We start from the raw sequence: 1093 nt of genomic DNA, 5'->3' as shown, positions 1-1093 counted from the left end.
TTTAACTCGATGATTCCTGATATGAAGTCTTTTATAAAAAATTCTCAGTCACTTGGAATCGCAAACATTCATTGTGTCGGCCATAGTCTTGGCGGTGCATTAGCTACATTGGCTGCAAACTGGTTGAAGTCTTCTTCTGAGGTTAATGCAAAAGTCCACTTGTACACATTTGGTGCTCCAAGGGTTGGTGGGAAAAGCTTTTCTAGAAATGCGACGCAACGTGTGGATAGCATTTATCGATGTGTCAATAGCGCAGACCCAGTACCTAAAGTACCAGTATGGCCTTTTTATCATGTGCCTTATGATGGTTCGGAGTACATATTGAATCGTGCTCAAGGTCTTTTTCCTAGCGCACATTTTATGGCGGAGTACAGTTCTTATACACAGACTGCAACCTGGGATAGCCTTGGCTTTCAAAAGGCAAGCTCCACTTTTAAACGCGTCGTTTTAAACTATGAGAATCGACTTCAAGCCACACCTTCTGCTGATTGGGCAGATAAGATCTCGGCAGCGCTCCTTACGTTGTTAGTTGATGGTGGGGCTGCGGCGTCAGTCTTTGCCCTGCAAAATGTAGGTTCTGCTATTGCTACTATATATGACGCGATTGCTCGTTCAATCGTCAAAATTTCAGAACTCTCTAGCGAATTTTCTGAACGCGTAAAAGGTTTACTTGGCCACATGTTGGTATTTGCGGGGAAAGGTGCAAATATCGCGATCAAATTTACTTATTCCTTTATTCGTTGGGTGTTTGAATTGGTGCTAAGTAAGTTGAATCAGGCTGTTAAAGCCGCCCTCAAAACGACCTTCTGATTTTGATTAATCCGCCTTTGCTTAGGTGTGGTTTATTCTTAAATACGAAAAGTTTCCTACTTGGTTAGTGAAGCTAGTGGCGAGCAAATAGATAAAGTGCTTGGTGAGTCAGATAGAAAACACCGCCTCGATAACGGCGGTGTTTTATTTTGGATTACTGTCGTTGATAAACCGATTGACCTCTGCTGATGGTTTCTTCCACGTTTAGGTCTTTTAGCGCCTTAGGTTCAATCTTCATCGGGTTGTTATCGAGGATGATTAAATCCGCATTCTTACCCACTTC

The 1093-nt window shown here is 42.6% G+C and carries 2 protein-coding genes; one reads left to right on the top strand and one right to left on the bottom strand.

Translation table 11 applies throughout. The features are described from left to right. Positions 1 to 810, top strand: an 810-nt coding sequence (locus tag R7P72_RS25695) for a lipase family protein (protein WP_318111059.1), incomplete at its 5' end; no start/stop codon positions are given. Positions 811 to 964: 154 nt separating this feature from the next. On the opposite strand, the gene R7P72_RS25690 is transcribed toward R7P72_RS25695, so the two are convergent. Continuing rightward, positions 965 to 1093, bottom strand: a 129-nt coding sequence (locus R7P72_RS25690) for an amidohydrolase family protein (protein WP_318111060.1), incomplete at its 5' end; no start/stop codon positions are given.

The organism is Vibrio sp. Vb0888 (assembly GCF_033338835.1).
Lineage (GTDB): Bacteria > Pseudomonadota > Gammaproteobacteria > Enterobacterales > Vibrionaceae > Vibrio > Vibrio alginolyticus.
This window is presented reverse-complemented; position numbering and strand designations above follow the sequence as displayed.